Origin of the sequence: Curtobacterium sp. MCJR17_020 (assembly GCF_003234365.2) — a bacterium.
Lineage (GTDB): Bacteria > Actinomycetota > Actinomycetes > Actinomycetales > Microbacteriaceae > Curtobacterium.
In genome coordinates this window covers 759,464-783,914 of the sequence record NZ_CP126260.1, presented here as the reverse complement: position 1 = coordinate 783,914, position 24,451 = coordinate 759,464, and the positions used below count along the sequence as shown (strand labels likewise).

Here is a 24,451-nt window from a genome sequence, read left to right as displayed (position 1 = left end):
CGCGACCACCGGACGGACTGGAGGCCCGTGGCCGGCGCACCACGGGCCTCCCGTCCGACACCCGACCGGGCTCAGCCCATCGCGCGCTTCCCACGGACCCCGCGCGACAGCGCGTCGATGCGCGTGACCTCGTCGTCAGTGAGCCGCACCTCGGCAGCTGCGACGTTCTCGGCGACGCGTCCGGGGTTGCGCGATCCGGGGATCGGGACCAGGTCGGCGCGCTTCGCCAGGATCCAGGCCAACGCGAGCTGCGAGAGCGAGACGCCCTTCGCGTCGGCGATCTCGGTGAGTGCGGTGACGACGGCGACGTTCGCGTCGAAGTGCTCCGGCGCCCACCACTCGAGCTGCTGGCGGATGTCGTCGGCCGCGTACGCGCTCGCCGGCTGCACGGCACCGCTCAGGAAGCCGCGCGCCAGCGGCGAGTAGGCGACGACGCCGATGCCGAGCTCGTCGACGAGGGGGAAGAGCGCCTCGGACTCCCGCGAGAAGACGGAGTACTCGGTCTGGAACGCCGAGATCGGGTGCACAGCGTGCGCACGGCGGATCTGGTCGGCATCGGTGTTCGACAGGCCGAGGTACCGGACCTTGCCGGCCTGCACGAACTCCTGCATCACGCCGACGACGTCCTCGATCGGGACGGCCGGGTCGTGCACGTGCTGGTAGAGCAGGTCGATCGAGTCGGTGCCGAGGTTCTGCAGGCTCGCGTCCACCACGTGCCGGATGTGCTCCGGTCGGGAGTCCGGTGCGTACGCCTCGGGGGTGAACCCGAACTTCGTGGCGATCGTCACCTCGTCGCGGATCGGGGCGAGCGCCGCGCCGAGGAGCCGCTCGCCGGTCCCCCAGCCGTACAGCTCGGCCGTGTCGAAGTGCGTGACGCCGAGTTCGTGTGCGTGCCGGATCGCGGCGACGGACTGGGTGTCGTCGCCGGGTCCGTAGGCGAACGTGGTGCCCATGGCGCCGTAGCCGATGGCGCTGACGGTGAGGCCCTGTCGGCCGAGGGTGCGTTGCTGCATGGTGCTGTCCCTTCGTGACGTGTGGTGGTCATGCGAGTGGCACTGTACGCCACTACTGTCAGAGTCTGACAACTTGGACCGAAGATGACGTCGCGGTACGATCGGCTCCGTGAGCGACGTGCGAACCGGCCTGCGGGACATCACCCGCGACGCCGTCCGCGCGCGCATCGCCGCCGTGGCACTCGAGCGGTTCGACACCGACGGGTTCGAGAACGTCACCGTGGAACAGGTCGCCGCCGAGGTGGGCATCTCGGCGCGGAGCTTCCACCGGTACTTCCCCGCGAAGGAGGACGCCGTCATCGGCGACCCCGCGCGACACCGGGACGCCCTCGCCGAGGCGTTCCGGTCGCGGTCGACGACCCAGCCGGTGTGGCCCGCGCTGCGCGAGGCGTTCGCCGAGATGCTCGAGCGCGGCAGCACCGACGACCCCGAGACCGGACGACGATCCGTCCGCGTGATGACGAGCACGGCGTCACTGCGCGCACGGAACCTCGAGAAGCACCAGGCCTGGGCGGACGTCCTGACGCCCCTCGTCGTCGAGCAGCTCCACGGGCCCGACGCCGAGCTGCGCGCACGAGTCCTCGTGCAGGCGGCCCTCGGTTGCTTCGACGTGGCGATCACCACCTGGGCCACGGGCGACGACCCCGACGCGGCCGCGATCCTGCGACGCGCGTTCGACGGCATCGCACCGAGCGCCTGACGAGCGGACGCGCGCCGTCGTCCGGCGGTATCGTCCGGGCATGAACGTCACCGGACCGTCGCCGTACTTCCAGTTCGCCGGCACCGCCAGGCAGGCCCTCGAGCACTGGCGAGTGGTCTTCGGCGGCGAGGTCCGGATCGCGACCTACGCCGACTTCTCAGGGACCGACGGCCCCGCCGACGCGGTCGCCCACGGGCAGCTCACCGGCGGGCTGCAGCTCTTCGCCGCCGACGCGAGCGAGATCGACGAACCGTTCGCGGCGACCGGCCTGCTGTTCTCGCTCCTCGGGGCCGACGAACCCGACGTGCTGCGGCGCTGGTTCGACGCGCTCGCCGAGGGTGGCACGGTCGTCGACCCGCTGCAGCAGCGACCGTGGGGCGACTGGGACGGCACCGTGCGGGACGCGTTCGGCGTCACGTGGCTCATCGGGTTCGAGGCGTCAGCCCTGGGGTGACGGGCGCCCTCGCCGGGATGGTGGGCACCCTCGCTGCGATGATGGGCGCATGACCGACCGCCCCGCCGTCCTGTTCGTGTGCGTCCACAACGCAGGACGCTCCCAGATGGCCGCGGGGTGGCTGCAGCACCTCGCCGGCGACCGCGTCCGGGTGTTCTCCGCCGGCAGCGAGCCCGCCGACCAGGTGAACGCCGTCGCCGTGCAGGCCATGGCCGAGCAGGGCATCGACATCGCCGAAGCCCGGCCGGCGGTGCTCGAGACCGAGACCGTGCGCGAGTCGGACGTCGTCATCACCATGGGCTGCGGGGACGCCTGCCCGGTGTTCCCCGGCAAGCGGTACGAGGACTGGGACCTCGACGACCCGGCCGGGCTGGGGATCGAGCAGGTCCGCCCGATCCGCGACGACATCAGGACACGGGTCGAGCGGTTGATCGCGTCCCTGTAGCCGGCTACTGCTGGTCGGACGGCAGCAGCGGCGCCCAGTAGGCGTCCGGGCCGTCGGCCTGCACGGCGTCGCGCTCGAACCGGAAGCCGTACTCCCGCACGAAGTCGAGTGCGGCGGCCTGCTCGTCCTCGGCGTCGTCGTGCGCGGCGTCGAACAGGTACACGCCGTGCCCCATCTTCACGCCCGAGTCGCTGATCACCGTGAGGTCCCAACGCCCCTCCTCGGCGCGTTCGATCCGCACGACGGCGGCCTGTGCAGCGGTGAAGTCAGCCATGGCGTCAGCCTACGGACGGCGCACCGGCGGCGTTCAGGGTCCGCCCGTCGGAACGACACCCGAATTGGGGCACAGCAGGATCGAAGCATATCTTGAGGTAATTCTCACCTTTGGGATACTTGAGAGTATGACAACATCCGAGCCGCAGGGGGGCGGCATGTCGCAGACCCCTCCCCCGTACCCACAGCCCTCCGGGGCCCCCCAGCAGACGTTCGCCCCGTTCCCGGGGGCACCGCTCACTCCGAAACGAGCCTCCGGACTCGCCCTCGCCGCGTTGCTCGTCGGGATCGGCGCCTTCTTGGTCGGACTCATTCCGGTCTTCGGTGCGATCGTCGGTGCGGTCGCCATCGTGTTGGCGGTCCTCGCCCTCCGGAAACAACAGCCGAAGGGCCTGGCCGTGACCGGTCTGGTGTTCGGAATCGTCGCCGCGCTCAGCTCCATCGGCGTCGCGGCCGGGATCGGCGCGGTCGTCAGCGGCTCGGAGTCGACCCAGCAGTCCGCAGTCGTCGCAGAGTCACCAGAACCGACCGCGGCCGCCGAGGCCGAGGAACCGTCGGAAGCAGCGAAGCCCTCCGAGGCCGCTGCGGAGCCCGCCGAGAAGGAATCCGAGTCGACCGAAGCGACTCCGGAGAAGCCCGCGACGCCAGTGGAGTACGCCTCGGCCCTGACCAAGGCGGAGAGCTACTCCGAGATGATGCACATGAGCAAGGCCGGGCTGTACGACCAGCTCACCTCGGAGTACGGCGAGCAGTTCTCGCCAGAGGCAGCCCAGTACGCGATCGACACGATCAAGGCGGACTGGAACGCGAACGCACTCGCGAAGGCCAAGGACTACCAGGCGAACATGTCGATGTCTCCGGCCGCGATCCGCGACCAGCTCGTCAGCGAGTACGGCGAGAAGTTCACCCCTGCCGAGGCGGACTTCGCCATCGCGCACCTCAACGGCTGACCCACCCGATGAGAAGGCCCCGTCCCCCGACGGGGCCTTCGTCAGTGGCGCACCGCCCTGGCGTCAGACCACCGCGAACGCCCACTACGCTGAGCACCGTCACAGGCCCGGACGAGCGGAGAACGAAGTCATGTCAGTCGGATTGCTCGCCGTGGTGGACGACATCCTCTCCGCGGCCCTGAAGGCGAGTGCGAAGACCGCCGGTGTCGTCATCGACGACGCCGCGGTCACCCCGCAGTACGTGCAGGGACTCGCGCCGGCCCGGGAACTGCCGGTCGTCGGGCGCATCGCGCTCGGCAGCCTGTTCAACAAGTTCATCATCATCATCCCGCTGGCGCTGCTGCTCACCGCGTTCGCGCCCTGGGTGCTGCCGTACCTCCTGCTCATCGGCGGGACGTACCTGTGCTTCGAGGGCGCGGAGAAGGTCACCGAGTGGTTCGGCGTCCACCACGGCACAGGCAGCACCGACTCGGTCACCGAACCGAAGCTCGTGTTCGGCGCCATCCGGACCGACCTCATCCTGAGCACCGAGATCATGCTCATCGCCCTGGCCGGCCTCGACCCGGATCTCGGGCTCTGGCCGACGCTCGGAGCCCTCATCGTGATCGGGCTCGTCATGACCGCGGTCGTCTACGGCGCAGTGGCCCTGCTGGTGAAGATCGACGACGTCGGTCTGCAGATGATGAAGAACTCGGTCCGCCGGACCCGTCGCACAGGAGCGCGGATCGTGCGGGCGATGCCGACGGTCTTCCGGATCATCAGCGTCATCGGCACCGTTGCGATGCTCTGGGTCGGCGGCCACCTGGTCATCGCGAACCTCGCCGAGACCTTCTGGCACGGCCCGTACGACCTGCTGCACACGATCGAGCGCGCGATCGAGGCCGCGGGCCCGGTGATCACGTGGGTCGTCGACACCGCGGTCTCGGCGCTCGCCGGCGTCATCCTCGGCATGGTCGTCGTGGCGATCGTCCTCGGCATCGGTCGCCTCCGCGGGAAGCACTGACTTACACTTCTATTCCGCCATCGGTACACTTGTGTACATGGCTGAGGAGAGTGTCGCCGAGTTCGCGGTCCGCGCGGGGTTGTCACCGCGACGCGTCCGGGCGCTGATCGAAGGGGGATCGATCCGAGCACGCCAGGTCGGCGGCCAGTGGCTCGTCGACCAATCGTCGGAGCATCGTCCTGCCGCGAGTCGACCGCTCGGTGCACGGATGCGCAGCAACCTGCTGGCCTCGCTCTCCGGTCAGCCGATCGATGGCCTCTCAGCGCCGGAGCGAATCCGTCTTCGCCGCTACCGGGACGAACTCTTTCGGAGCGCCGAACCGGACCGCATGCTCGGAGCCTGGATTCGCCCGGTCCCTGCACTTCGTCTCCGAGTGGCCGATGCCGACCTCGAGGACCTCGCCGCTGACGGTCGCCTGGTGAAGTCGGGTTTCAGCGATCCCCGCTCGGAGATCGCCGCGGCGGGGCAGCTCGAGGCTCGAGTCGCGGCCGGCGACGCCGATGCACTCCGGCGTGACTACCTCCTCCGCCCGTCCGACCAGCCCAACGTCCTGCTGCACGTATCTGATCAGAAGCCCCCGTCGCCGCTTCCGCTCGGGTTGCTCTTGGTCGACCTCGCGGGGCACGACGGAATCCGCGAACGGTCCCGGGTTGCGGAGCTCCTCCAGGCCACGTCGTGACGATCATCGCTCCGGCCATGACGTCGGCCCAGGCCGCAGCGTGGCACGCACTGTTCCAGGTCCACGAACGCCACCCGAGTGGATGGGCGCTCGTCGGCGGGCAGATGGTGCATTCGTTGTGCTGGGAGCGAGGCGCCGTTCCGCCCCGGCCAACGCAAGACGCTGACGCCGTGCTCGACGTCCGCGCACGACCGCGAGTCCTCCACGACTTCACCGCCGTGCTCAGCGCGCTGGGGTTCGAGTCTGCCGGCGAAGCACCGCCCGTGCTCGAGGGGACACGTGGCGTGCAACACCGATGGCTGAAGGGCGACGCCCAGATCGACGTCCTCATCCCACGCTTCCTCGGCGAACGAGCGGACAACCGGGTCGGCGTGACGGGTGGTCGGACGATCGCAGCGCCGGGCGGTCAAGGGGCACTCGACCGATCGGAGACGATCGACGTCGAGGTCTCGGGCCGGACCGGGCGTGTGAACCGACCGACCCTGCAGGGAGCACTGGTCGCCAAGGCGTCCGCGCTCCTCATCGGCGAAGGAGCACGTGCGGACCGACACCTGAACGACCTCGCGATCCTCGCGTCGCTCGTCACCAGGCGGGACAGGGTGGGCGAGCGCCTCACCAGGACCGAGGCCGTTCGCGTCCGCTCTGCGCTCGGACTGGTCCTCGACCGGCCGCCGCTCCACCTGAGTGTCGGCGTGGACGCGGCGACGGTGACGGTCGTGCGGGAGCAGTTCGTCACCGGACCGTAGTGACACGAGTCGGAACACGAGTGTTCCGACGGACCACGCGTCGAACGACTCGTGGTCCGTCGCAGAACCGGTGCCGCGCGGCCGGATTACCCTGGCGCGCATGGCAACGGTGCGACAGGTCCAGGTGACGTTCGACTGCGCCGAGCCGGAGCGGGTCGCCCGGTTCTGGTGCGAGGTCCTCGGCTACGAGGTCCCGGCTCCCCCGCCCGGGTTCGACGACTGGCAGGCCTTCAACGCCTCGCTCCCGCCCGAGCACCAGGACTCCGCCTTCGCGTGCGTCGACCCGACCGGCGTCGGGCCGCGGCTGTTCTTCCAGCGGGTGCCCGAGGGCAAGACGGTGAAGAACCGCGTCCACCTGGACGTCCGGGTCGGCACCGGCCTGGTCGGCGAGGAGCGCCTCGTAGCGCTCGACGCCGAGAGCGCTCGCCTCGTCTCGCTCGGCGCGACGCAGTTGCGCCGCATGCTCGCGGATCAGGTCAACGAGTCCTGCATCGTGATGCAGGACGTCGAGGGCAACGAGTTCTGCCTCGACTGATCCGCGTGCGCGCGCAGGCTCAGGCCACCGGCCCGTAGAGCGGCGTCTCCGCCTGGTCGAGCTCGAGCTCGGCCGTCTGCTGGATGAGCGCCAGCAGGTCGGCGTCGAGCCCGGGAGCGAACTCCTCGAGTCGCTCCGGAGCGATGAACGACGGCACGCCGGCGGGGGCCTGCTCGGTAGCAGTCAGGTCCGTGCCGTCCTTCGACGGAGACGCACCGCGGAAGATCTTGCCCGCCTCCGACGCCCCGTCGAGGTCGAAGCTGTACTGCTTGCTCTGCAGCCCGAGGTCGAGGAGCTCCTTGACCTCCGGGAACCGTTCGGCGTTCGTCTTCGGGATCGGCAGCAGGGTCTTCCAGTCGACGCCGAGGGTCTCGAGCGCCTTCGCGTAGGCGTTCTCGTGCGCCTGGTCGCGGACGATCAGGTACGCGACGGTGCTGCGCGCGGTGGGGTTGTCCGTCATCTCGTAGATCCGGCACTTCTGCAGGCGACCGGTGGACTCGAGCATCAGGTTGTAGAGCAGGTCGAGCGGCAGGTTGCCGGAGTTGTAGACGTAGCTGCCACTCCACGGGTTGCCGGCCGCATCGACGGGCAGGGCACCCTGCGCACCGACGAGGTAGTGGTGGATGTTGCTCGTGTCGAGCGCGATGTTGAGCGGCGTCGCACCCTTCGCACCGGGCTTGTCCAGCGGGTCGGTGAACTTGCCGGTGTACTCGGGCGAGCCGTCGAGCAGGCGGGAGATCGTGGTGCCGATGAGCTCGACGTGGCTGATCTCCTCGGTGCCGACACCCTGGATGAGGTCACGGTAGGGCTTCGCCGCCGGACCCCGGAAGTTCATCGCCTGGAACAGGTACTGCATCATCGTGCGCATCTCGCCGAACTGCCCGCCGAGCCCTTCCTGCAGGGCGTTGGCGGCTGCCGGGTCGGGCTCGCCGTCGGCGATCTCGTTGATCCAGGTCTGTGCGTGGAAGTACATGGACTCTCCTTGCTCACCGCGACGGAACCGCCGCGTGCCTCACCGTCGTCCGGCGTCCCTGGCAGACGACACGGGTCGTCCACTCAGCGCGGTATCGTCGTCGGCGCCGCACCGCAGCGCCCGGAAGGACCCCCGAACCGATGACCGTCAGCCACGCCGTCGACACCGCCGACCTCGACGACCTGCTCGAGCCGGACCAGGTCCTCCGCGACCCGGCGTCGCTCGAGCGGTACCGCCACGACGATGCCGAGTGGGCCGACTCCACGGCACCGCTCGCCGTCGTCCTCGCACGCAGCACCGACGACGTCGTCACCACCGTCCGGTGGGCGGCAGCCGCCGGCGTGCGGGTCGTGCCGCGCGGCGCCGGGACCGGTCTGTCCGGCGGGGCGAACGCGATGGCCGGATCGGTCGTGCTGTCCCTCGAGCTGATGGACGCGGTGCTCGAGGTGAACACCGACGAGCGCTACGCCGTCACCCAGCCCGGTGTGATCAACGACGCGCTCCGGGCTGCCGTCGCGGAGCACGGACTCTGGTACCCGCCGGACCCGGCGAGCTCGGCCATCTCGACGATCGGCGGCAACGTCGCGACGAACGCCGGCGGGATCTGCTGCGTGAAGTACGGCGTCACCCGCGACTACGTGCTCGGGATGACCGTGGTGCTGGCCGACGGTTCCGTGGTGGAGCTCGGGCGCCGCACGGCGAAGGGCGTCGCCGGGTACGACCTGGCCGGCCTCATGGTGGGCTCGGAGGGCACGCTCGGCATCGTCGTGTCGGTGACCGTCAAGCTGCTCCCCCTTGCTGGCCGCGATGAGCGCGCCGTGATCGGGTACTTCCCCTCGCTCAGCGCCGCCGGGGACGCCGTCGCGGCGATCTCACGCGCCGGCATCATCCCCGCAGCGCTCGAGATCGTCGACCGGACCTGCCTGCGGGCCGTCGACGACTGGATGCGCCTGGGCCTGCCGTCCGACGTCGACACCCTGCTGCTGGCACGGGTCGACGAGCGCGGTGCGGCGGGCGACGACCTCGCCGACCAGGTCGCCGCGGTCTTCGCACGGGCCGGTGGCACCGACGTCGAGCGGGCCACGGACCCCGACGACATCGCCCGGCTGTTCCAGGCGCGGCGGCTCGCGTACCCGGCGCTCGAGCGGCTCGGCCCGGTGCTGACCGAGGACATCTGCGTGCCGCGCAGCGCGGTGCCCGAGATGCTCCGGCGGATCCAGGCGACCGCTTCGGCGCACGACGTCACGATCGCGAACATCGCGCACGCCGGCGACGGCAACCTGCACCCGCTGATCATCGCGCCCGTGGGCGACGACGCCGCGAAGGCCCGCGCGAAGCAGGCGTTCGACCAGATCGTCGCGGACTGCCTGGCGCTCGGCGGCACCGTCACGGGTGAGCACGGTGTCGGCCTGCTCAAGCTGGCGGGCCTGCGGCAGGAGCTCGGCGAGCGGGTCCTCGCGATGCACCGTGCCGTCAAGGACGCCCTGGACCCGGCGGGCACCCTCAATCCCGGCAAGGCGTTCTGAACGCACGTGGACGACGGACGGGAGGCCCGGTGCCAGCTGGCACCGGGCCTCCCGTCCGTCAGTCGGTCGCGTTCAGCGCCCGGCGTGCGTCACGCTGTCGCGCTCAGCGGCGGCGGAAGTAGCCGTTCGCTCCGCCGACGTACATCAGGATCGTCGCGACGAGCACGGCGACGCCACCGATCCAGCCGAAGGCGTTGCCACCGGAGGCCGCGCCCACGCCCACACCGATGAGCTGCAGGATCGCGAGCACGGTGAGGACGATGCGGGCCCAGTTGCGACCGTCGCGCATCTTGAAGACGATGATGAGCTCGATCACGGCGAGGACGAAGGCGAAGATCGCCCCGCCGACGAGCGGGGCGGTGCCGACGCTGTCGGCGACGTCGGCAGAGCTGCCGGACGTCAGGCTGATGATGCCCTGCACGATGTTCGCCAGGACCACCACCAGCCAGATGATGAACGACACGGTGACGCTGGTCGGACGGCTGTTCGTGTTTGCCATGTGGGGAACCCTTCGTGAACGGCCGTGTCCAGCGGCCACACAGCGAACGTACATCGCTAGTTGAGGGCTGTCCGGAGCCGGTCGAAGGTCACAGACCGGTAACGAGGACAGATCGGTCCAAACCGTTTGCCGGAGGCCCCCGAATCACCTGCACAGACCGGGAACCACCCGGAGCGCTCACCAGCCGCACATTGCTGGTTCTCCACCCTGCACCAGGGTGTGTTCGGCGCGCACACAGCAGCCGCGCCGAGCGCGACACCTCAGCAAAGGAATCGATCACCATGCGCAAGAGCCTGAAGACCTCCATCACCCTCGCCACGACCGGCGCCCTCGTCCTCGGCGGTGCCGCGTTCGGCATCTCCTCCGCCCAGGCCGCCACCCCCTCGATCCACACGGTCTCGTCGTCGTCGTCGAAGATCCCCGCACCGGTCGCCTCCGTCCCCGAGGTCCTCGGCGGGTCCACCGCCGTGAAGCTCGACTCCGGCTTCACCGACGCCCTCACCGCCCTCAAGCTCACCCCCGGCGTCTCCGGCGACGCGACCCTCGCTGACGGGTCGGTGTCGTTCCCGATCACCGCCGGGTCGGTCACCTACTGGTCGCCGGACGGCAACTACAAGCCCTACGTGCAGGGCCTGCTCAACCACGACGACTCCGGCCTCACCCTGAAGGCCGGCGACACCACCGTCACGCTCGAGAACTTCGTCGTGAACCCGGGCTCCTCCAAGCTCTACGGTGACGTCCTGGTCAACGGCAAGGTCGCCGCGTCCAACGCGTTCCTGTTCGAGCTCTGGGGCGGTTCCCTCAAGCCCCTCCAGCTCGAGGGCGACAACGCCATCCTGACCGGCACCACCGTCCACGTCTCCGAAGACGCCGCCGGCCTGCTGAACAAGACCTTCGGCACCGACGCCGTCAAGCGCGGCCTCCTCGTCGGCACCGCCACCATCACCGCACAGATCAAGTAACACCCCGCACCACCGCACCACAAGAGAAGGGCCGCCCCGGGCAACCGGGACGGCCCTTCACCACGTTCAGCAGCACCCGCCTACCATCGAGCAGATGCCCGCTCCCCGCTCGACCGTGACCGACGACCAACCGGGGCCCGACGACTTCATCCGCGTCCGCGGCGCCCGTGAGCACAACCTGCAGGACGTCGACGTGGACATCCCGCGCAACCGCATCGTCGCCTTCACCGGCGTCTCCGGCTCCGGAAAGTCCTCGCTCGCGTTCGGCACGGTGTTCGCCGAGGCGCAGCGCCGGTTCCTCGAGTCCGTCGCCCCGTACGCCCGACGGCTCATCGCGCAGGGGTCGACGCCACACGTCGACTCGATCACCGGGTTGCCGCCCGCCGTGGCCCTGCAGCAGCGCCGCGGTGCGCCGAGCAGCCGTTCGACCGTCGGCACCCTGACGACCCTGTCGAACTCGATGCGCATGTTGTTCTCCCGCGCCGGCACCTACCCGTCCGGCGCCGACCGGCTCGAGTCCGACTCGTTCTCACCGAACACCGTGGCCGGGGCCTGCCCGCGGTGCCACGGACTCGGCATCGCCCACGAGGTCACCGAGGCCTCGGCCGTGCACGACCCGTCGTTGAGCATCCGCGACGGCGCGATCACCGCGTGGCCCGGGGCCTGGCAGGGCAAGAACCTGCGCGACGTCACCGCGGTGCTCGGCTACGACATCGACGTGCCGTGGCGTGAGCTCTCCCGACAGGACCGCGACTGGTTGCTGTTCACCGAGGAGCAGCCCGTCGTCCAGGTCCACCCGAAGCGCGACCGCGTCGCGAAGCCGTACAAGGGGCGGTTCTGGAGCGCACGCCAGTTCGTGATGCACACCCTCGCCGACTCGCAGAGCGAGACGCAGCGGACCAAGGTGCTGCAGTTCGTCGAGTCCGGTCCGTGTGGCCTCTGCGGCGGGACCGGCCTGACACGGGCGGCCCTGGCGGTCACCGTCGGCGGCCACTCGATCGCCGACCTGAACGGCCTGCCGCTCACGGCGCTGGCCGACGTCCTGCGCCCGATCGCCACCATCGCGGACGCCGGCGCTGCCACCTCACGTGCCTCGTCCGGCGAACACACCGAGGTCGCCGTCGCGATCTCCCGCGACCTGCTCACCCGGGTCGAGGTGCTCGTCGGCCTGGGCCTCGGATACCTCGCGCTCGACCGGGCCACCCCGACGCTCTCCCCCGGCGAGACGCAACGCCTGCGCATCGCGACACAACTGCGCTCCGGCCTGTTCGGCGTCGTCTACGTGCTCGACGAACCGAGCGCCGGCCTGCACCCCGCCGATGCCGAGTCCTTGGTCGAGGTCCTCGACGACCTGCGCGCCGGCGGCAACAGCGTCTTCGTCGTCGAGCACGACATGAGCATCGTGCGGCGGGCGGACTGGATCGTCGACGTCGGCCCGGGTGCCGGGTCCGGCGGGGGCACCGTCCTGTACAGCGGCCCCGTCGACGGCCTCGCCGACGTCGAGGCATCGGTCACCCGACGGTTCCTGCACCCGCGCGACCGTGCCGACGGTGAGCGCACCGTCCGGACCCCCGTCGGGACCCTCGAGCTGCGCGACCTCACCCTGCACAACCTGCAGGACCTGGACGTCGACCTGCCGCTCGGGGTGCTCACCGCGGTCACCGGCGTCAGCGGCTCCGGCAAGTCGTCGCTCGTCGGCGGTGTCCTGCCCGGCGTGGCGACGTCGCACCCGCTCGTCGACCGTGTCGTGCAGGTCGACCAGAAGCCGATCGGCCGCACCCCGCGTTCGAACCTCGCCACCTACACCGGGCTCTTCGACGCCGTGCGTGCCGCGTTCGCCGCGACCGACGACGCGAAGGCCCGCGGCTGGACCGCCAGCCGCTTCTCGTTCAACGTGGCCGGCGGCCGGTGCGAGGTGTGCCAGGGCGAGGGCTCGGTGTCGGTCGAGCTCCTGTTCCTGCCGGGCAGCTGGGCGCCCTGCCCGGAGTGCCACGGTGCGCGCTACAACGACGAGACGCTCGAGGTGCAGTGGGACGGTGCATCGATCGCCGACGTCCTGGGCATGACCGTCGACCATGCTGCGCCCTTCCTGGCATCGCTGCCGGCCGCCGCCCGCGGGCTCGAGGCCCTGCGTCAGGTCGGCCTCGGCTACCTACGGCTCGGACAGCCCGCACCGGAGCTGTCCGGCGGCGAGGCCCAGCGCATCAAGCTCGCGACCGAGCTGCAACGCGCGCGCACCGGGCACACGCTCTACCTGCTCGACGAACCGACGACGGGCCTGCACCCTGCCGACGTCGAACTGCTGACCGCACAGCTCGCACGCCTCACCGACGCCGGCAACACCGTCGTCGTGGTCGAGCACGCCATGGACGTCGTCGCGAGTGCCGACCACGTCATCGACATGGGGCCGTCCGGCGGTGAGGACGGCGGCCGCGTCGTCGCCACCGGCACCCCCGCCCAGGTCGCGGCCTCCGCCGAGAGCCGGACCGCGCCGTACCTGCGGGAGCAGCTCGGGCGCTGATCGCGCCCACCGGCGGACGGACGCGTCCTGTGGCGGGCCCGCACCGCGCCTCCCGTCCGCTGGTGCGTGCGCATGTTCCGACGTTCCACGCGTCGATCAACCGGTGTTGTGTCGCACGATGCACACGCATCCGGTGCGTGCGCATGTTCCGACGTTCCACGCGTCGATCACGTGGTGGATCGTCGCACGGTGCGCACGCATGCACGCGCACGCTCCCGCACGCGCACGCGCACGCACCCGCACTCGCACGCGCGCGCAACAGCGCCCGCCGGGACGGATCCCGACGAGCGCTGCTGGTGGTGCGGACTAGGCCCGACGGAAGCGGCGGGCGATGGTGAGCCCGACGCCCGCGAGCATCAGCAGGATCGCGAAGGCGATCACCGGGGCCGGGTCGCTGCCCGTGTAGGCGAGCGTCCCGTTCGGGCCGGTCCCGCCGGTGCCACCGGTGCCGGCGGTTGCCAGGCGGACGGTGAACGTCACCGGGTCGGACGCCGCCGAGGTGCCGTCAGCGCCGGTCTGGGTGGCGGTGATGGTCACCGTTCCCGGGCCGAAGCCGACGATCGGGGTGCACTTCCAGGTGCCGTCGGCCGCGACGACCGCGGTGCAGACGACGACCGTGCCGACGGTGACCGTGACGGTCGCGCCGGGCTGGCCGGTGCCGGTGATCGGCGGGTTGGGCGTGGTGACGGTGCCACCGTCCTCCGGCGAGGTGATCACCGGCGGCGGGGTCGTCGTGGTCGACGCGGGGTTGTAGGTGTAGACCAGCGGGTCGGACGTGCCACCCGGGGTCGTCACCGTGACCTCGACGTCACCGGCAGCGTGCGCCGGGGTCGTGAAGGTGAGCGTCGTGCCGTCCGCCGACACGCTGTCCGGCGTGATCGGGTCGGAGCCGTCCACCGACACCGTGGAGTCGTCGGTGAAACCGGTGCCCGTGACGGTCACGACCGTGCCGCCCGCGGCCGGACCGTTGTCCGGGTCCAGCGCGGAGATCGTCGGGACCGCGGCCGGGGCCGGGTTGTACGTGTACGGCAGCGGCGCCGAGGTGCCGGAGCCGTTGGTGACGGTCACGGGGACCGCACCGGCGGTGTGCGCCGGCGTCGTGAACGTCAGCTCGGTGCCGTCGTCCGAGACGCTGTCCGGCGTGATCGGGTCGGAGCCGTCGACCGAGACCGTCGAGTCGTCGGTGAAGCCCGTGCCGGAGACCGTGACGACCGTGCCACCGGTGACCGGACCGTTGTCGGGGTCCAGCGCCGTCAGCGTCGGAGCCCCGGCGGGTGCCGGGTTGTAGGTGTACGTCAGCGGGTCCGAGGTCCCTGCGTCGGTCGTGACGGTCACGTCGACGGGACCGGCGACGTGCGCCGGGGTCGTGAACGTCAGTTCGGTGCCGTCGTCGGAGACCGACTCCGGGTCGATCGGGTCGGACCCGTCGACCGAGACGGTCGCGTCGTCGGTGAACCCGGTGCCCGTGACGGTGACGAGTGTGCCGCCGCCGACCGGCCCGTTGTCGGGATCGAGCGTCGTGAGCGTGGGCACCGCTGCGGGTGCCGGGTTGTACCTGTAGTCGAGCGGGTCCGAGGTGCCAGCAGGCGTGGTGACCGTGACGTCGACCGTCCCGGCGTCGTGCGCCGGCGTGGTGAACGTCAGCTCGGTGCCGTCGTCCGAGACGGAGTCCGCCTCGATCGGGTCGGAACCGTCGACCGACACCGTGGCGTCGTCCGTGAAACCGGTGCCCGTGACGGTGACGACCGTGCCGCCGGCGACCGGCCCGTTGTCGGGGTCGAGCGTCGTGATGGTCGGGACCGCGGCCGCGTCGTCGGTGTAGGTGAAGTCGAGCGGGTCGGATTCACCGGCGGGCGTCGTGACGGTGACGTCGACCGTGCCGACGACGTGCGCCGGCGTGGTGAACGTCAGCTCGGTGCCGTCGTCCGAGACGGAGTCCGCCTCGATCGGGTCGGAACCGTCGACCGACACCGTGGCGTCGTCCGTGAAACCGGTGCCCGTGACGGTGACGACCGTGCCACCGGCGACCGGCCCGTTGTCGGGGTCGAGCGCGGTGATCGTCGGGACCGCGAGCGGACCGGCGTTCGGGCCGACCGCAGCCGAGGCGAGGTTGACGACGGCGGTGCCGGCGGCCGGCACCAGTGCGACGCGCAGGGCGCGCTGGGTGAACACGCCGTCGGCGCTGGTCTCCTGCACGTTGGCCTGCAGTGACACGACGCTCGTCAGGGCGTCGGCGAGCGGCGTGATCACCGTGTCACCGAGGCCGGCGACGACCTGGTTGATCGGGGCGACGACCTGCGCGATGACGGGGTTCACGACGTCGAGCAGCTGACCGACCGGCAGCGGGATCCCCGCCACCGTGACGGTGAGCCCGCGGAGCGACTGCGTGAGCTGGGTCACGACCCCCTGCAGCGCGGTGGTGACCGCCGGCAGGAGCTGGGTCGTGAGGGCCTCCGTGATGTACGGCAGCAGCTCGGTGTTCGCCGGCAGGTTGTTGATGTCCAGACCGGCGTTCGTCAGCACTGCGGCGACGTCGACCGTGATCGCACCGGTCTGCAGGTTCGCCGTGATCGAGCCGTCGGCGCTGGTGACGTCGCCGGTGGCCGAGTCGAGCACCGTGACGAGGTCGGGCAGGCCCTGGACCTGGACGAGCGGGCCGAGCGCGTTCAGGGTGTCCTCGACGCCGTCGACCGTCGGCTGGAGCGTGCCGAGCGTGGTGCGGAGGCCGGACACCGTGGTGCCGAGTGCGGGGCTCGTCAGCGACAGGTCGAGTCCGGCGATGCCGTAGTCGCCCGTCTGCGCACCGTCCGGGCCGGCTGCCTGCGCAGCGGTGGCCGAGACGGCGCCGACCTCGAGCTGGGCGTTCGCGAGTGCGCCCGCCAGGTCGGCTCCGATGAGACCCGACAAGTCGAGCGTGGCGTTGGACTGCGGGACGCCGTCCTGGCCGCCGACGCCGATCCCGCCGGTGTTCGTCACTGCGCCGGACGCGGCGACGGAGCTGCCGTCGGCGTTGGCGGCGGCGTACTGGTTGACGGCTCCGAGGGTGAGGATGCCGTTGTTCCCGAGCAGGTTGAGGCCCCCGCCCAGGTTGACGTTGACCGCGTTGAGCGCGGTGACGTCGAGCGGGTGGACGTCGGTGTCCGTGGCCCCACCGGTGTTGACCGCGTCCGCCGGGGTCACGGTGAGGATGTCGTCGAGGTCCAAGCCGAGCGCGGAGCCGCTGAGGAAGCGCCCCTGCCCGGTCGACGCGACGGGCGCTGCCGTCGCGGGGGCGGCGGCGAGGATGCTGCCGCCGGCGCCGAGCAGGGCTGCGGTGACGATCGCGACGCCCTTGCTCCGGCCTGACCATCGGGTGGAAGTGGACGCCCCTGGGTCTTTCCGGGCGCGCTCGAGTACTCCAAGCCTCATGTGGCTTCGCTCCTGATCCTGGTGCTGGTCCGGCAGTTGGTGATGCTGCCTGCAGCTGTGGTGTGGTTCCGATGAGCGTAACCCTGAACGGGTGCACAAGACCATCACCCCCGAACGGGGGCCTGCGCTCTGCGGATGCGGATGCGGATGCAGAACGCCGGTGCACGACGCGGTCAGATCTCGACGTCGCTGCCCATCGTCACGGTGCGCTGTGCGGGGAGACCGAAGCGTGCCGCGGGGTCGGCGGCGTTGTGCGCGAGGCCGACGAAGAGCTTCTTCCGCCAGGCCACCATCCCCCGGTTGCCGGGCATCGGACGGAGGGCTCCGCGGGAGATGAAGTAGGACGCCCGGAGCACTTCCTCCGGGTCGATGTCCAGGACCTCGGCCAGGCAGGCGGCGTGCAGGGCCTTCGGCAGGTCCTGGTCGTCCGAGAACCCGAACTTCACCGTGATGTGGTCGATGCCGTCGTCCTCGTAGCCGAGGTCGTCACGGAAGAACGCCTTCGCGTGCGGGACGTGCGGCACGTTGGCGGTGAGCACCGAGACGATCAGGACGGTCCGGTGCACGACGTGGTTGTGCTCGACGTTGGCCCGGAGCGCCAGCGGCGTGGTCTCCTTGTTCGGGTGCGGGAAGACCGCCACCCCGGGCACCCGCGGGATGTGCTCGTGGTTGATGCGGTCGATGAAGTCGGCGAGCGACCCTTCACGCTCCTTGCGTTCCTCCTGCACGAGCGCACGGCCACGGCGCCACGTCGTCATCACCGTGATCACGGCCAGGGCGATGAGGAGCGGCACCCAACCGCCGTGGATGATCTTCGACAGGTTGCCGGCGAGGAAGGTCAGTTCGAGGCCGCCGAACGCCACCGCCGCGACCACGAGCTTCCAGGTCGCCCACTTCCACAGCGGGCGGACGACGAGCAGGAGCAGGAGTGTGTCGACGACCAGGGCTCCGGTGACGGACACCCCGTACGCGGTGGCCAGGTTCGCCGACGACCGGAACGCGAGCATGATCGCGAGCACGCCGATGAACAGCAGCAGGTTCACCGCGGGCAGGTAGATCTGCCCGCTCTCCCGCCGCGAGGTCTGCCGGATCGTGAGCGGCGGCAGCAGCCCGAGCTGGACCGCCTGCCGGGTGAGCGAGAACGCCCCGGAGATGACGGCCTGGCTCGCGATCACCGTCGCGAGCGTCGCGAGCACCACCACGGGCAGTCGCAACGCGTCCGGGAACAGCAGGAAGAACGGGTCCTTCGCCGCCGACGGGTCGCGCAGCACCAGCGACGCCTGCCCGAGGTAGTTGAGGACGAGCGCCGGGAACACCACGAAGAACCAGGCCTTCAGGATCGGCGACCGTCCGAAGTGCCCCATGTCGGCGTAGAGCGCCTCGGCACCGGTGATGACGAGCACCACCGCCCCCATCGCCACGAACGTGATGTACGGGTGCGCGAAGGCGAACGAGATCGCCCACGTCGGCGAGAGCCCCTGCAGGACGCCCGGGTGCTCGAGGATGTGCGGGACGCCGGCGGCGGCGATCACGACGAACCAGAGCAGCATCACGGGGCCGAACAGGTTGCCGACCTTGCCGGTGCCGAAGCGCTGCACCGCGAACAGCACGACCAGGATGACCGCGGCGATCGGCACGATCAGGTGCTCCACGGACGGCGCCGCGGTACCGAGCCCCTCGACCGCGGACAGCACCGACACGGCCGGGGTGATCACGGAGTCGCCGTAGAAGAGCGAGACGCCGACGATGCCGATCACCAGGAAGATCACCGCACCACCGCGACGCTTCGCGTAGAGCCGGCGGGCCAGGGCGGCGAGCGCCATCACCCCGCCCTCGCCGTCGTTGTCGGCGCGCATCAGGATCAGGACGTACTTGATCGAGACGATGATCGTGATGCTCCAGAACATCATCGAGATGACGCCGTAGACGTCTTCCTGGTTCGCCTTCACCAGGCCGTCGTCGATCGTGAACACGGTGCGCAGGGCGTAGAGCGGACTCGTCCCGATGTCGCCGAACACGACACCGAGTGCGGCGAGCGCCAGGACGGCGACGCCCTTGCGCGGGCCGTGGCCACCGTCGTCGGTGGCCTCGGCCGTGGGGGTGGTGTGGTCCGTCGGCTTCGACGGTTCCGTCGGGGTCTCGGAGCGGGTCTCGGTCACGCTCGGCACTTCCGTCTCCGGCCGTCCGGGCGACGGCCGCCGCTCATCATCGCACCGTGCGTGGGATGCGCTCGCAGGTGGCGCACATGCGTGCGCACCGCGGCTCTCGACGTGCGCGCAGGGCGGACGGGAGGCACGGGGCGGGCCCGCACCGCGCCTCCCGTCCGACGGCGGGCCGGGTCTCAGGGACGCAGGCCGCGCACCAGGTCGTGGACCACGCGGGCAGCGCGCGCCGCGGCGTCGTCCAGGTGCTCGCGGAACTCGGCACCGTCGGGGGCGCAGAGGTCGCTGATGCAGCGGACCGACACGAACGGCATGTCGTGCACGTGGGCGAACTGGGCGATGGCGGCCGACTCCATGTCGACCGCGGCCACCTCGGGGAAGGCGTCGCGGAGCGTCCGGGCGCGCCCCTCGGTGACGAAGACCTCGCTCGAGCCGATCGTCGCCGAGCGCAGCGGCCAGGCGATGTCGGCGGCCATCGCCAGCTCGACCAGTCGAGCGTCCGGGGCGTACCCGGTCGGCATGCCGGGGACCTGGCCGAGGGCGTAGCCGAACGCGGTGGCGTCCGCGTTGAGGTTGACGTACCGGTCGCCGACGATCACGTCCCCGATCGCGATGCCGTGCATGAGGCCGCCGGCGGTCCCGACGCTGATCACGGGGATGCCGGGTCCGAAGTCGTGGAAGCCGTGTGCCACGGCGGCCGTCGCGTTCGTGAAGCCGATGCCGCTGCGGCGGACGGCGACGGTGGCGCCGCCGATGTCGAGCAGCTGGTGCGGGTCGTGGCCGCCGACGGGGCCGTCGAGGATCGGGACCCCGCCGAACAGGTCGGCGAAGGCGGAGACCTCTTCGCTCATGGCCGCGATGATGATCGCGACGGGCGCCTGTTCCTGCACTGATCGATCCTACCGCTGGCGGGCGAGCTCCTCGGCGACGAACGCGGCCATCGCGTCGGCGCCGAAGTGGTCGTCGGCGGTGATCGTGACCACGGTGTCGCCGTCGGGGTGGTCGTCGAACAGCAGCATCTGCCCGTACGCGCCGTGCAGCCGCCACAGCTGCCCCGGACCGCCCCAGCCGGCCATCGCGTAGCGGTGGTAGCCGGGTCCGGTCCCCTCACGCTCGACCCAGTCGGCGTGCATCGCTTCGCACCAGCGGGCGCTGACGATGCGCTGCCCGTCGACCACGCCGCCGTCGCGGATGAGCCGGCCGAGGCGCGCGAGCTCCTCGGTGCGGAGCGCCAGGCCCTCGCCGGCGGCGACGTACCCGTTCGGGCAGCGCAGCCACTCCACGTCCTCGATGCCGAGCGGGTCGAACAGCCGTCGGGACACGAACGCGCCGACGTCGCCGACGCGGGTCTCGAGCACGCGCATGGCGGTGTAGGTGCTGACGTTGGCGTACTGGAACACGCGACCCCGCGAGGGCCGTCGCAGGAACTCGGCCGCCAGGTCCGGCCAGTCGGTCAGCTCGGTCGCCGACCAGGGCATGTCGATCCCGCTCGTCATCGTGAGCAGGTGTCGGAGGGTGACCTGGTCGACGCCGTCCCCGAACACGAACCCGGCCAGCGATGCGGCGATCGGTTCGTCGACGTCCACCAGGCCCTCGTCGGCGGCGATCCCGGTGGCGAGGACGCAGACGCCCTTGGCTGCGGAGTGGATCTCCTCGCGCACGTCGGGCGTCCAGCGGTGCTCGGCGACGTCGTCGTTCGCAGTCCGGACGTGCAGGCCGTGGGCGCCGAAGCCGGTCTCGTCGACGTGCCGGACGATCGCGTCGAGGATGCTGGTCGCGGTGGTCACACGCCATCCTCTCGCGTGCAGCAGACTGCGTGCCCTGAACGGGACCGGACAGCTGGCGGGAGGCACGTGGCGGGTCCGCCACGGGCCTCCCGTCCGATGACCCGGCGCTACTGCGATCGCAGTACGTGCGCGGGTCGCCGTCTTGGTCAGATGGTTCCGTCCCGAGCCGCCCGTGCTCGTGACGTGAGGAGCACCATGCGCACCGTCGTCGTCACCGGCCCCGGATCCGTCGAGATCCGAGACGAGCCCGTCCCCGAGGTCGGCCCCGCCGACGTCCTGATCGCCGTCAAGGCGTGCGGAGTCTGCGGCTCCGACGCCTTCTACGCCGCGCGCGGCGGCATCCCGCCGCGTGAGGGGCACACGCCCCTCGGGCACGAGGTCGCCGGAGAGGTGGCCGCCGTCGGCGACGCGGTCGAGGGCATCGCCGTCGGCGACCACGTGGTGGTGAACCCGATGGGCGACCCACGCGGGATCATCGGCAACGGCGGCCCCACCGGCGGGCTCTCCGAGTTCCTGCTCGTCGAGCAGGCCGTGCTCGGCACCAGCATCGCCCTGGTCCCGCAGGACCTGCCCTGGCAGGTGGCCGCGCTCAACGAACCGATGGCGGTCGCCCTGCACGCCGTGAACCGGACCGCGCCGCAACCGGGCGACACGGTCGTCGTGTTCGGTGCCGGCCCGATCGGGCTGGGTGCCGTGATCAGCTACAAGGCGCTCGGCGTCGGGCACGTGGTCGTCGTCGACGTGATCGCGTCGCGGCTCGAGAAGGCCCTGCTCGTCGGAGCCGATGCCGTCGTGAACTCGGCGGACGAGCCGCTCGACGAGCGCCTGATAGCCCTGCACGGCGAAGCACGGGACGGCGTGGGGCACGGCGGGAAGTCCGGCACCGACGTCTGGCTCGACGCCGCCGGGGTGCCGGCCACCGTGCAGACGGCGCTGCGCCTGGCGAAGCACCGCGCGACGATCGGCGTCGTGGCGGTGCACAAGCGGCCCGTGGAGGTCGACTTCGGTGACCTGCTGGCCGTCGAGCCGACGATCGTGACCGCGATGGGGTACCCGACCGAGATCTTCGACGTCACCGAGCACATCATCGCGAACCCCGAGGCGTACGCGCAGATCGTCAGCGACGTCTTCCCGGCGAGCGACGTGCTCGAGGCCCTCCGGGTGGCTGCGACCCCCGGTGCGGCCGACAAGGTCGTCGTCACGTTCGACTGATGCCGGTGACCAGGAAGGTCGCCGTGCAGTACGCCGTCACGGTGTGGCGGGATCGGCCGCGCCGCGGGCTCGTGCTCGCCGTGCTGTCGGTGCCGAGCAGCCTCGTGATGGCGGGGTGGAAGGTCGTCCTGTTCTGCGCGGCTCCCTCGTTGTTCCTCGCCGCGACCGTGGTCTTCACGCTCGGGGTCGCGGCCGCGAAGGTCTGGGCCGTTCGTCGGCACCGGCTGTCGTTCGCGTTCGATGCGGCGAACGGCGACCGGATGCGGTTCCGGCAGGCCGGACACCGGTGGATCGGGGGTGCGGTGACCGCGATGTCGGTCGTGTTCGTCGGGTGCAGCGTGCCGATGCTCGTCGGGCGGGCGCACCCCGTGCACTACGACCAGTGGGTGGCGATCGTCATCGCGGCGGCGACGTTCGCGGAGCTGGGGATCGGGGTCTGGGGTGCGGTGACCGCGCGCAAGGACGGGGAACCACTCGTCGAGGCGACGAAGCTCGTGAACATCGCCGCCGCGGTGGTCCTGCTCGTGCTGACCCAGTCGGCACTACTCTCGTTCGCGGGCAGCGCCGAGGACGCTGCTGCGTCCACGGGTGCGAGCGGGGTGTTCCTCGGCGGCGTGGCTGCGGTGATCGGGCTCGCGATGGCGCTGCGACGGTTCCCGGAAGCGACGGCGCCTCAGCCGGCGCCTCGGCCGGCGCCGAGGGTTCGGCCGGCGAGGGTTCGGCCGGCGCCGACCTCAGTCGACCAGGCCGGCCTGGAACGCGAACGCCACGAGTTGGGCCCGGTCGCGGGCGTCGACCTTCGCCATGGCCCGGTTCACGTGGGTCTTGACCGTGAGCGGTGAGAGGAACAGCTCGGCGCTGATGGCGTCGATGCCCTGACCTCGGCTGACCATCACCACGACGTCGCGCTCGCGAGCGGTGAGGGCCTCGAAGCGCCGGGTCATCCCCGGATCGACGGAGGACGCCGGCGTGCGGGCGACCTGTCCGATGAGCGCCGCTGCGGCCGCCGCCGACAGCGCCCCTCCGCCCGCTGCCACCTCCTCGATCGCCGCGACGAGCTCTGCGGGCCCCGCGGCCTTGCTGAGGAACCCGTTCGCCCCGGCACGCAGCGCCGCGAAGACGAGTTCGTCCTGGTCGAAGGTCGTCAGCATGACGATGCGCACCTGCTCGGCGGTGCGCTCGGCGCGGATCCGTCGGGTCGCCTCGACACCGTCGATGCCCGGCATCCGGATGTCCATCATGATGACGTCCGCCGGGACCGACAGCGCCGTCTGCACCGCGGCGAGCCCGTCGCCGGCCTCGCCGACGACCTCGATGCCGTCCTGGCGGTCGAGGATCGCACGGAGCCCCAGTCGGATCATGTCCTGGTCGTCGACCAGGACCACTCGTGTGGTCATCGTGCTCCGTTCGCGGTGGGCAGTCGGACGCGGACGACGAACAGCACGCCGTCCGCCGCGGCCTGGACGGACCCTCCGACGGCGGCGACGCGCTCGCGCATGCCGACCAGACCGAGCCCGCTGCTCCGGCCTGCGACGGGGTCGCTCGCCGGGGTCCGCCGGCGGGGGTTGCGGACCTCGAGCACCAGGTCGTCACCGGCGCGGGCGAGGGTGACGGTCGTCCGGCCCTCGCCGTGTCGGTGGGCGTTGGTGAGCGACTCCTGCACCACCCGGTAGACCGTCACACCGATCGGCACGGAGACCGGGCCGACGTCGTCCAGTCGGGCATCGACGTCGAGGCCGATCCGTTCGTACGACGCGATGAGTCCGGGGAGCTGCTCGATGCCGGGGGCCGGAGCCGTCGGGTCGTCGAGGTCGGCGCCGCTGCTCGACGCCGAACGGAGCACCGTCAGGACGTGCTGGGTCTCCGTCAGGACGTTCCGCACGCCGTCCCGGGCGGCATCCAGCGCACGCCGGGCCTCGTCGGCCCCGGCGGGCAGGGTGACCTCGGCGACCCCGAGCTGCACGCTGACCACCGCGATCTCGTGCCCGATGACGTCGTGCAGGTCCCGCGCGATCCGGACGCGTTCCTCGGCCACGCGGCGCTCGGCCTCGAGTTCCCGCGTGGCGACGGCATCGGCGGCGCGCTGTTCCAACGACGCCCGGTACTGGTGCTGCACCCGCAGCCCCGAGCCGATGGCCGCCGCGGCGACGACGGAGATGAGGGCGCCGAGGGCGGTCGGCACCGCACCGCCCTCCCCCGGCGCGAGGAGCGTGCCGATGACGACGCCGGGAGCGACGATCGCAGCGGCGCGGACCGGGTGCCCCTGCCGCGAGGACACCGCGAACAGCAGCAGCACCGCGCAGCTCCAGGTCACGATCGGCGACCACCCGGACAGGCCACCGAGCACCGGCGCGACCGTGGCGAGGCCGAGCGCCGTCCACGGTGTCCACGGCGCCGCGACGACGGCGAGCACGGTCGCGGCGACCGCGATGCCGGGCCCTGGGCCGGCATCGGCCGCGACCACCCGGCCCGACTCGATCGCGCACGCGAGCAGGACGACGACGGCCGTGCCGCGGAACACCCAGCGGTCGTCCGGACGCCACGAACCCCAGATCGCTCGCAGTCGCCGCATGCACTCATCCTGTCGTGCGGGTCAGCAGTCC

23 protein-coding genes are annotated in these 24,451 nt (G+C 71.2%); 13 read left to right on the top strand and 10 right to left on the bottom strand.

The window, feature by feature from the left end; translation table 11 throughout:
- Window positions 1-71: 71 nt before the first annotated feature.
- Window positions 72-1,013, bottom strand: a complete 942-nt coding sequence (locus DEJ14_RS03825; RefSeq protein WP_111086886.1) for an aldo/keto reductase — start codon at window positions 1,011-1,013, stop codon at window positions 72-74.
- A gap of 109 nt (window positions 1,014-1,122) precedes the next feature.
- Between DEJ14_RS03825 and DEJ14_RS03820 the strand changes: the two genes are divergently transcribed.
- From DEJ14_RS03820 to DEJ14_RS03810, 3 genes are read left to right on the top strand one after another with little or no spacing between them, the layout of a single operon-like run.
- Window positions 1,123-1,713 (top strand): TetR/AcrR family transcriptional regulator, encoded by a 591-nt coding sequence (locus DEJ14_RS03820; protein WP_181437665.1) that lies wholly within the window; start codon window positions 1,123-1,125, stop codon window positions 1,711-1,713.
- A 40-nt stretch (window positions 1,714-1,753) separates the two neighbouring features.
- Complete coding sequence (locus DEJ14_RS03815; RefSeq protein WP_111086888.1) at window positions 1,754-2,167, top strand: VOC family protein; 414 nt, start codon at window positions 1,754-1,756, stop codon at window positions 2,165-2,167.
- Window positions 2,168-2,216: 49 nt separating this feature from the next.
- Window positions 2,217-2,612 (top strand): arsenate reductase ArsC, encoded by a 396-nt coding sequence (locus DEJ14_RS03810; RefSeq protein WP_111086889.1) that lies wholly within the window; start codon window positions 2,217-2,219, stop codon window positions 2,610-2,612.
- A 4-nt stretch (window positions 2,613-2,616) separates the two neighbouring features.
- Here DEJ14_RS03810 and DEJ14_RS03805 read toward each other — a convergent pair whose 3' ends face one another.
- A complete protein-coding gene (locus DEJ14_RS03805) occupies window positions 2,617-2,886 on the bottom strand; it encodes a hypothetical protein (protein ID WP_111086890.1) in 270 nt (89 codons plus the stop codon).
- A 157-nt stretch (window positions 2,887-3,043) separates the two neighbouring features.
- Here DEJ14_RS03805 and DEJ14_RS03800 point away from each other — a divergent pair, with 157 nt between their 5' ends.
- From DEJ14_RS03800 to DEJ14_RS03780, 5 genes are all read left to right on the top strand, one after another.
- A complete protein-coding gene (locus DEJ14_RS03800) occupies window positions 3,044-3,835 on the top strand; it encodes an Ltp family lipoprotein (protein WP_111086891.1) in 792 nt (263 codons plus the stop codon).
- Between the two features lie 130 nt (window positions 3,836-3,965).
- On the top strand, window positions 3,966-4,838 hold the full coding sequence (locus DEJ14_RS03795; protein ID WP_111086892.1) for a DUF808 domain-containing protein: 873 nt from the start codon (window positions 3,966-3,968) through the stop codon (window positions 4,836-4,838).
- A gap of 37 nt (window positions 4,839-4,875) precedes the next feature.
- Complete coding sequence (locus DEJ14_RS03790; protein WP_284180261.1) at window positions 4,876-5,517, top strand: helix-turn-helix domain-containing protein; 642 nt, start codon at window positions 4,876-4,878, stop codon at window positions 5,515-5,517.
- A 170-nt stretch (window positions 5,518-5,687) separates the two neighbouring features.
- A complete protein-coding gene (locus DEJ14_RS03785; protein ID WP_240347589.1) occupies window positions 5,688-6,263 on the top strand; it encodes a hypothetical protein in 576 nt (191 codons plus the stop codon).
- A gap of 100 nt (window positions 6,264-6,363) precedes the next feature.
- Window positions 6,364-6,798, top strand: coding sequence for a VOC family protein (locus tag DEJ14_RS03780; RefSeq protein WP_111086895.1), 435 nt, complete (start codon window positions 6,364-6,366; stop codon window positions 6,796-6,798).
- A 19-nt stretch (window positions 6,799-6,817) separates the two neighbouring features.
- Here the strand turns inward: DEJ14_RS03780 and DEJ14_RS03775 are convergent, their stop codons facing one another.
- On the bottom strand, window positions 6,818-7,771 hold the full coding sequence (locus tag DEJ14_RS03775; RefSeq protein ID WP_111086896.1) for a manganese catalase family protein: 954 nt from the start codon (window positions 7,769-7,771) through the stop codon (window positions 6,818-6,820).
- A gap of 140 nt (window positions 7,772-7,911) precedes the next feature.
- Between DEJ14_RS03775 and DEJ14_RS03770 the strand changes: the two genes are divergently transcribed.
- Window positions 7,912-9,297, top strand: a complete 1,386-nt coding sequence (locus DEJ14_RS03770) for an FAD-binding oxidoreductase (RefSeq protein WP_111086897.1) — start codon at window positions 7,912-7,914, stop codon at window positions 9,295-9,297.
- 103 nt (window positions 9,298-9,400) lie between these two features.
- Here the strand turns inward: DEJ14_RS03770 and DEJ14_RS03765 are convergent, their stop codons facing one another.
- Window positions 9,401-9,796: a hypothetical protein gene (locus DEJ14_RS03765; RefSeq protein ID WP_111086898.1), complete on the bottom strand. Its 396-nt coding sequence runs from the start codon at window positions 9,794-9,796 to the stop codon at window positions 9,401-9,403.
- Window positions 9,797-10,077: 281 nt separating this feature from the next.
- Here DEJ14_RS03765 and DEJ14_RS03760 point away from each other — a divergent pair, with 281 nt between their 5' ends.
- Both DEJ14_RS03760 and DEJ14_RS03755 read left to right on the top strand, forming a co-directional pair.
- Window positions 10,078-10,758 (top strand): hypothetical protein, encoded by a 681-nt coding sequence (locus DEJ14_RS03760; RefSeq protein WP_284180257.1) that lies wholly within the window; start codon window positions 10,078-10,080, stop codon window positions 10,756-10,758.
- A gap of 94 nt (window positions 10,759-10,852) precedes the next feature.
- Window positions 10,853-13,279, top strand: a complete 2,427-nt coding sequence (locus tag DEJ14_RS03755) for an excinuclease ABC subunit UvrA (RefSeq protein ID WP_111085483.1) — start codon at window positions 10,853-10,855, stop codon at window positions 13,277-13,279.
- Between the two features lie 306 nt (window positions 13,280-13,585).
- Here DEJ14_RS03755 and DEJ14_RS03750 read toward each other — a convergent pair whose 3' ends face one another.
- The 4 genes from DEJ14_RS03750 to DEJ14_RS03735 form a co-directional block, all read right to left on the bottom strand.
- Window positions 13,586-16,687, bottom strand: a complete 3,102-nt coding sequence (locus DEJ14_RS03750) for a choice-of-anchor G family protein (protein WP_181437546.1) — start codon at window positions 16,685-16,687, stop codon at window positions 13,586-13,588.
- Between the two features lie 173 nt (window positions 16,688-16,860).
- Window positions 16,861-18,846, bottom strand: a complete 1,986-nt coding sequence (locus tag DEJ14_RS03745) for a potassium transporter Kup (RefSeq protein WP_181437547.1) — start codon at window positions 18,844-18,846, stop codon at window positions 16,861-16,863.
- A gap of 182 nt (window positions 18,847-19,028) precedes the next feature.
- The gene (gene mtnN, locus DEJ14_RS03740) at window positions 19,029-19,739 is read right to left on the bottom strand and encodes a 5'-methylthioadenosine/S-adenosylhomocysteine nucleosidase (RefSeq protein WP_111085485.1); all 711 of its coding nucleotides are present in this window, start codon (window positions 19,737-19,739) and stop codon (window positions 19,029-19,031) included.
- A 9-nt stretch (window positions 19,740-19,748) separates the two neighbouring features.
- Window positions 19,749-20,636 (bottom strand): serine hydrolase domain-containing protein, encoded by an 888-nt coding sequence (locus tag DEJ14_RS03735; protein ID WP_111085486.1) that lies wholly within the window; start codon window positions 20,634-20,636, stop codon window positions 19,749-19,751.
- 195 nt (window positions 20,637-20,831) lie between these two features.
- Here DEJ14_RS03735 and DEJ14_RS03730 point away from each other — a divergent pair, with 195 nt between their 5' ends.
- Window positions 20,832-21,848, top strand: a complete 1,017-nt coding sequence (locus DEJ14_RS03730) for a zinc-dependent alcohol dehydrogenase (protein ID WP_111085487.1) — start codon at window positions 20,832-20,834, stop codon at window positions 21,846-21,848.
- Window positions 21,848-22,690, top strand: coding sequence for a hypothetical protein (locus DEJ14_RS03725; protein WP_111085488.1), 843 nt, complete (start codon window positions 21,848-21,850; stop codon window positions 22,688-22,690). The genes DEJ14_RS03730 and DEJ14_RS03725 overlap by 1 nt, the downstream gene beginning before the upstream one ends.
- On the opposite strand, the gene DEJ14_RS03720 is transcribed toward DEJ14_RS03725, so the two are convergent.
- Window positions 22,583-23,245, bottom strand: a complete 663-nt coding sequence (locus DEJ14_RS03720; RefSeq protein ID WP_111085489.1) for a response regulator transcription factor — start codon at window positions 23,243-23,245, stop codon at window positions 22,583-22,585. The two genes, DEJ14_RS03725 and DEJ14_RS03720, sit on opposite strands and share 108 nt — an antisense overlap.
- Entirely contained in the window at window positions 23,242-24,420 is a 1,179-nt protein-coding gene (locus DEJ14_RS03715; RefSeq protein WP_111085490.1) for a sensor histidine kinase, read from the bottom strand. The genes DEJ14_RS03720 and DEJ14_RS03715 overlap by 4 nt, the downstream gene beginning before the upstream one ends.
- Window positions 24,421-24,451 lie beyond the last annotated feature (31 nt).